We start from the raw sequence: 5,141 nt of genomic DNA on the forward strand, positions 1-5,141 counted from the left end.
ACAACTATCAGACCAGGCCGAATGGGCCTTGGAACGGGTGGAACCCCTTCGGAGGTCCTGCTCTTCCTTAATTGCTGAGTAGTCTGTGTGCAGGGCAGCACAATCGCTGCCCTGCACATTGCGACGACATCACTGATGCCGCTCACATGTTCGCACCTCGAGAGTTTTGAGTTTTCTTCTTTCCGGGGCTTCGTGACTGCGTGACACAGTCGATCGAAGAACAATAGTTCGTTGCGATCCGTATCGATTGATGTCGGGGCGCAATTGTCGGGGAACTGGCCTGGACGTCGTCTCATGAGGGCGCCGTGAGCGCGAGGGCATCCTTTGCTCTGACATCGGCGCCGTCTTGAAACCGGCCAACAGGTCAGCTCTTCTTGAGGCTCAGAGGTGTATTCGTATGGATCTAAGCGCTCCAAGTGGACGAGGGCGGGGCTGTGGCGGCGGCCGCCTGAGCCCGAGTAGGGGCATTGACCGGCTCAACCCCGGTTGACCGCAGCAAACGCGAGTCTCGAAGATCTACGCGTTGTCCGGCCGGGCCGTACTGTCGTTTCGATGGCGTTCTCAGCCAACACCCAACTACGCCGCCGTGTTGAAACCGCTGGTCATGGGCCATCCCCGCGATACAGCGCGGCTTATGGGTTGGTTGAAGCGCGCAGCTGGTATCACCGCAGAACGAGAGGTGTTAGTCACTGAAGTACGACGGATGTTCTGCGGCCGCGTCGAATGCGCCAAGAAGCAGTTCGCCGCACATGTACCGCGTTGGCAGCCGGCATGCCCGCAGACACCGATCTTGCAACGATCGTACCGCGGTCGTGCTAGCGCTCGGTGGCCGCGCTTATGTTCGGCTGATCCGGCCTCTGGCAACATCTGTCAGCCGTATGACGCTGTCGCGGATCCTCGTGTCCTTCCGGACTGGCCAATCCACAACGCGAGAGCGCGGCATGGACGACTTCGCGCTGCGTCGAGGTAGCCGCAACAACATGCTGCTGGTCGACATCGAGCGGCACGGCTCGGTCGACATGCTCCTCGACCGCACTGGCCGAATGGCTGCGCTCACTTCGCCGTGGACGGCGTCTGCCGAGCCCGCGCCCTTGTGTCGCCGCGGTGTTCACCCCTCGCCTGTGCGCAAGGGACGTGCTGGCAACGGCCAAACGGCACGACGTGCACGCGATCTTCGGCACGCGTTCCACTACCAGCTGCTGACGACGGCGAAGGACGTGCCCGTTCTGCCGTCGCTCCGGGCGGCGGTGTCCGGCGGTGAGCTGATGCCCACTGGAGTCGCGGAGACGTTCCGCGAACGGTTCGGCGTCGGTCTCGGCGAGTCCTACGGCACCACCGGGACGGGCGTGATCGCGATGGACCTCAGCGGCGCGCTCCGGCCGACCGTCGGCAAGGCCTCGCCAGGGATCGTGTTGCGGGTCAACGAAGGCGAGCTGGAAGTCGCGCTGCCGGAAGGAACCCCGTATCTGCGAAGATCCGATGTGGACCGTTACGTGGACGGCTGGCTGCGCACGCACGACCGTGCCTCGCAGGACGAGGACGGCGCCGTCCGGCTGCCCGGGCGCAGCGACTCGATCGTGGTGATCGGCGGCCTCAAGGTCGACCTGGTCGAGGTCAAGTCCGTGCTGCGCCAGCATCCGCGCATCACCGACGTGGTCGTGATCCACGCCGAGTCCATCGAGGCGTACGTGTCAGCCGAAGAGGACGGGCCCGGCGCGGGAGAGCTCGCGGGCTGGTGCCGCGACCGGCTGGCCGCCTACAAGGTGCCCCGGTTGATCCGGGTACTGCCGGCACTGCCCCGCACGCCGAACGGAAAGTTGATCCGCCGCACGCAGATTCTGCGCGGCGCAGTGCCAAGACCGTCCTGATTTCCCATCACAGAAGGGGTTGGCTGATGCCGACGCTTGAGAACGAGATCCGCGACTTCATCGTCACCACGGTCGTCGAGTACATGAACCACCCGATCGCTCCCGACGAGGTCGGCTTCGAGAGCCCGCTCGGCAGCGGCGGCATCGACCTCGACTCGCTCAGCCTGATCGAGCTGACCATGCGGCTGGAACGCCGATTCAACGTGCAGTTCCCGGAAACCGACATCGAGCCGCTCGGCGCGATGACTCTGGGCAAGCTGGCTGCCAGCATCGTGGAGCGGGGCGCCACGGTATGACGATGCGGGTGGAGATCGCGCCAGCGCTGGTGCGGGAGCTGCTGTCTGATCCGAAGATATTCCCCGAGCTGCCCGCCGACCTCGACGAGGACACCGAGCTGGCGCTCGACTCGCTGGGACTGGTGTGGTTCCTGCACCAGCTCGGCACGAAGTTCGACCTGGTGATCGAGCCGGAGGACGAACATCTGACCGCGTTCAGCTCGTTGCGCGACATCACCGATCACCTCAACCGCGTGCTGGCGGGCGAGTCCGGCGATGGCTGAGGTGGTGGTGTCCGGGTTCGGGGGCGGACGGCGTTCGGCCAGGGCGCCGACGCGATCCGGCGCGGAGTCTTCGGTGGTGCGCCGTCGTTCGCCCCCACCACGCGCTTCGACACCGGCCCGTACCGGACGCCGCTCGCTGCCACCACCGGGAGCGACAAGCCTGACGCATTACGGGACGTGCTGGGCGAATGCGCCGACGAGGCCGTGGACATGGCGGGGTTAACCGCGCGCGACGACACGGCGGTCCTGCTCGGCACCGCGGGTGATTTCGCCGCGCTGACTCGCTTCTGGCGCGGTGAGGCGGGCGCGGAGGTGGCCGACGCGGTGCCGGCGCACCTCGCTGACCTGCTCGCGGCTCGGCTCGGGGCGAACGAGCTGCAGCTCGCGTTCACCAACGCGTGCGTGGCGTCAGCGACGGCGATCATCCACGCCTGTGGGCTGATCGCGTCCGGACGGCTGGAGTCGGCCGTGTGTGCGGGCGCGTACCTGGTGGAAGAGGAGAACTTCGCGAAGTTCGACTCGGGCCGGGCATTGTCGCGTGGTGGTGTGATCCGGCCGTTCAGCGCGGACCGCGACGGTCTGCTGCTCGGTGACGGGGCCGCGGCCGTGGTCCTCGAGTCCGGGGAGGCTGCCAACCGTCGGGGCGCACGACCGTTGGTGAACGTCGTCGGCTGGGGCGCGTCATCCGACGCTCACCACATCGCCCGGCCACACCCGAAGGGCGCCGGATTGGCTTCTGCCGCAGGGCGGGCGACCCCGAGGGGCTGCGAATCGGGTACGTGAACGCGCACGGCACGGCGACCAAGCACAACGACCCGGCGGAGACCCTTGGCCTGCGCGCGCGGTGTTCGGCCCGCGAGCCGATCAGGTGCCGGTCAGCTCCACCAAGGGCACGACCGGTCACCTGCTTAAAGCCGCCGGCGTCGTGGAGTTCGTGATCACGTTGCTGGCGCTCACCGACGGCGTGCTGCCGCCCACCGCGAACTTCACCGGGCCTCCCAGTGGAAACGTCCGGTCACGTTGTCGGCGCGGGATCGTGAAGAACTGCTCCGGCTGACCACCACCGGTGTGCACTCGGCGTCGGCGATCAGGCGGGCGCGGGTGTTGCTTGCACTGGATACCTCGGTGGGTGAGCCTGATCCGAAGGAAGTGATCGCGGACCGGCTTGAGGTCTCGGGCGAGATGCTGCGACTGGTCGCCAGGCGGCTCGCCGAGACCGGCGGCGAGGTCGAAGCCCGGTTGATCGCGCTGGCGTGCTCGCAGCCGCCGGCCGGGTATGCCCGATGGTCGTTGCGGCTGCTGGAAAAACACGTCCAGCTCACCGAGGACATCCCGAACCTGGACCACTCGACCATCGGCCGGGTTTTGAAAGAACGGAACTGCGTCCTCATCTGAGGAAGTGCTGGAACATCCCGCCGCGGGCCAACGCGGAGTTCGCCGCCCGCATGGAAGACGTCCTCGCCGTCTACGCCCGCCCGCACGATCCCGCCCGTCCCGTGGTGTGCATGGACGAGAAACCCTTACAGTTCCTTGACGAGCTCCGCGACCCCGCTGCCGGCCCAGCCAGGCCGCGATGCTCGCCAGGACAGCGAATACGTCCGGCGCGACACCTGCTCGATCTTCGTGTGGGCAGAACCCCTGCGCGGGTGGCGCCGTGTCCAGGCCCTGACCCAGCGCACCAAATTCGACCGGGCCGGGCAGGTCAAACAACTCTTGACCGTGGACTATCCCAACGCCGAGACCGTGGTATTGGTCATGGACAACCTCAACACCCACGGCATCGCCTTGCTCTACGAGGCGTTCGAACCCGGCGAGGCCTTCGCCCTGGCCCAGCGACTGGAGATCCACCACACCCCCAAACACGGATCCTGGCTCAACATCTCCGAGATCGAGCTCTCCGCACTGTCACGGCAATGCCTCGACCGTCGCATCAGCGACCTCGCCACCCTCAACACCGAACTCGCCGCCTGACAACACACCATCAACAGCGAGCAACGCACGGCCCGCTGGCAGTTCACCACCGACGACGCCCGCACCCGACTCCGCCACCTTTACCCCAAAGATTAGAAGCGACGGTCTACTAGTGGTGTGTCACGCGGCTTTGGCCGGGTAGTGGGTCCAGGCTCGCATCGGTGAGTCCGTGGCGAATCCGGTCTCGGATTCGGTTCGGGTGTTGTGCCAGCGGAGGTAGGCGCCGATCGCGGAGTTCTGCTCGGCGTGGCCTGCGCGGTCGGTACCGTTGAGGGCGAAGTAGCGCAGCGCGGCGGACTCGGACTCGGACTCGATCTAGTTCGACCACGACGAGCAGGTGGGCACGAACACTAGCTCAACCTGGTTGGCGGCGCACCAGGTGCCGACATCGGCGTGGCGGTGCGGGGAGAGGTTGTCGCAAACGACGTAGAGCTTCTCGCCGGGCGAGCATATCCGCAGGGTCTTGAGGAAGGCCAGGAACTCCTGACGGCGTTTGCGGGATCGGATCCGGTAGGAGATGTGGCGAGGTCGAGTGCGGCGAGCATGTGCATCACGCCGTCGTTGCGGTTGTAGGTGGCCCGCAGCCGTTGCGGCACTTTCTGCTGTCGCCAGGTTTTCCTCTGCGGGGTAAGAGGTTGAGTGGCCGAGCTCGTCTACGCAGATCGCCTGGCCGTCGGCGGGCGGGTGATCTCGGCGAAGAACCGTTCGACGAGGTTGAGCCAGCTTGAGCTGGTCGGCGTGAA

The 5,141-nt window shown here is 66.3% G+C and carries 8 protein-coding genes; 7 read left to right on the forward strand and 1 reads right to left on the reverse strand.

What is annotated here, in order from left to right:
• Nucleotides 1–941: 941 nt before the first annotated feature.
• From IEY88_RS43830 to IEY88_RS44950, 7 genes are all read left to right on the forward strand, one after another.
• A complete protein-coding gene (locus IEY88_RS43830) occupies nt 942–1,868 on the forward strand; it encodes a class I adenylate-forming enzyme family protein (protein ID WP_229694358.1) in 927 nt (308 codons plus the stop codon).
• Nucleotides 1,869–1,894: 26 nt separating this feature from the next.
• The gene (locus IEY88_RS43835; RefSeq protein ID WP_189160802.1) at nt 1,895–2,164 is read left to right on the forward strand and encodes an acyl carrier protein; all 270 of its coding nucleotides are present in this window, start codon (nt 1,895–1,897) and stop codon (nt 2,162–2,164) included.
• A 2-nt stretch (nt 2,165–2,166) separates the two neighbouring features.
• Nucleotides 2,167–2,427 carry an acyl carrier protein gene (locus IEY88_RS43840; RefSeq protein WP_189160803.1) on the forward strand — a complete coding sequence of 87 codons (261 nt, stop codon included), beginning with the start codon at nt 2,167–2,169 and terminating at the stop codon, nt 2,425–2,427.
• Between the two features lie 177 nt (nt 2,428–2,604).
• On the forward strand, nt 2,605–3,210 hold the full coding sequence (locus tag IEY88_RS44935; protein ID WP_229694359.1) for a beta-ketoacyl synthase N-terminal-like domain-containing protein: 606 nt from the start codon (nt 2,605–2,607) through the stop codon (nt 3,208–3,210).
• A 61-nt stretch (nt 3,211–3,271) separates the two neighbouring features.
• Nucleotides 3,272–3,484, forward strand: a complete 213-nt coding sequence (locus tag IEY88_RS44940) for a hypothetical protein (protein WP_268241306.1) — start codon at nt 3,272–3,274, stop codon at nt 3,482–3,484.
• 68 nt (nt 3,485–3,552) lie between these two features.
• Nucleotides 3,553–3,822 carry a helix-turn-helix domain-containing protein gene (locus IEY88_RS44945; protein ID WP_229694360.1) on the forward strand — a complete coding sequence of 90 codons (270 nt, stop codon included), beginning with the start codon at nt 3,553–3,555 and terminating at the stop codon, nt 3,820–3,822.
• 135 nt (nt 3,823–3,957) lie between these two features.
• Entirely contained in the window at nt 3,958–4,398 is a 441-nt protein-coding gene (locus tag IEY88_RS44950) for a transposase (RefSeq protein WP_229694361.1), read from the forward strand.
• 315 nt (nt 4,399–4,713) lie between these two features.
• On the opposite strand, the gene IEY88_RS45360 is transcribed toward IEY88_RS44950, so the two are convergent.
• Nucleotides 4,714–5,121: a transposase gene (locus IEY88_RS45360; protein WP_308426077.1), complete on the reverse strand. Its 408-nt coding sequence runs from the start codon at nt 5,119–5,121 to the stop codon at nt 4,714–4,716.
• Between the last annotated feature and the right edge of the window lie 20 nt (nt 5,122–5,141).

Source organism: Lentzea pudingi (assembly GCF_014646255.1).
GTDB lineage: Bacteria > Actinomycetota > Actinomycetes > Mycobacteriales > Pseudonocardiaceae > Lentzea > Lentzea pudingi.

Bases quoted from the DNA above. Each gene is read 5' to 3' on its own strand.
- IEY88_RS43830 (WP_229694358.1), top strand. From the start codon at position 942: ATGGACGACTTCGCGCTGCGTCGAGGTAGCCGCAACAACATGCTGCTG.
- IEY88_RS43835 (WP_189160802.1), top strand. From the start codon at position 1,895: ATGCCGACGCTTGAGAACGAGATCCGCGACTTCATCGTCACCACGGTC.
- IEY88_RS43840 (WP_189160803.1), top strand. From the start codon at position 2,167: ATGCGGGTGGAGATCGCGCCAGCGCTGGTGCGGGAGCTGCTGTCTGAT.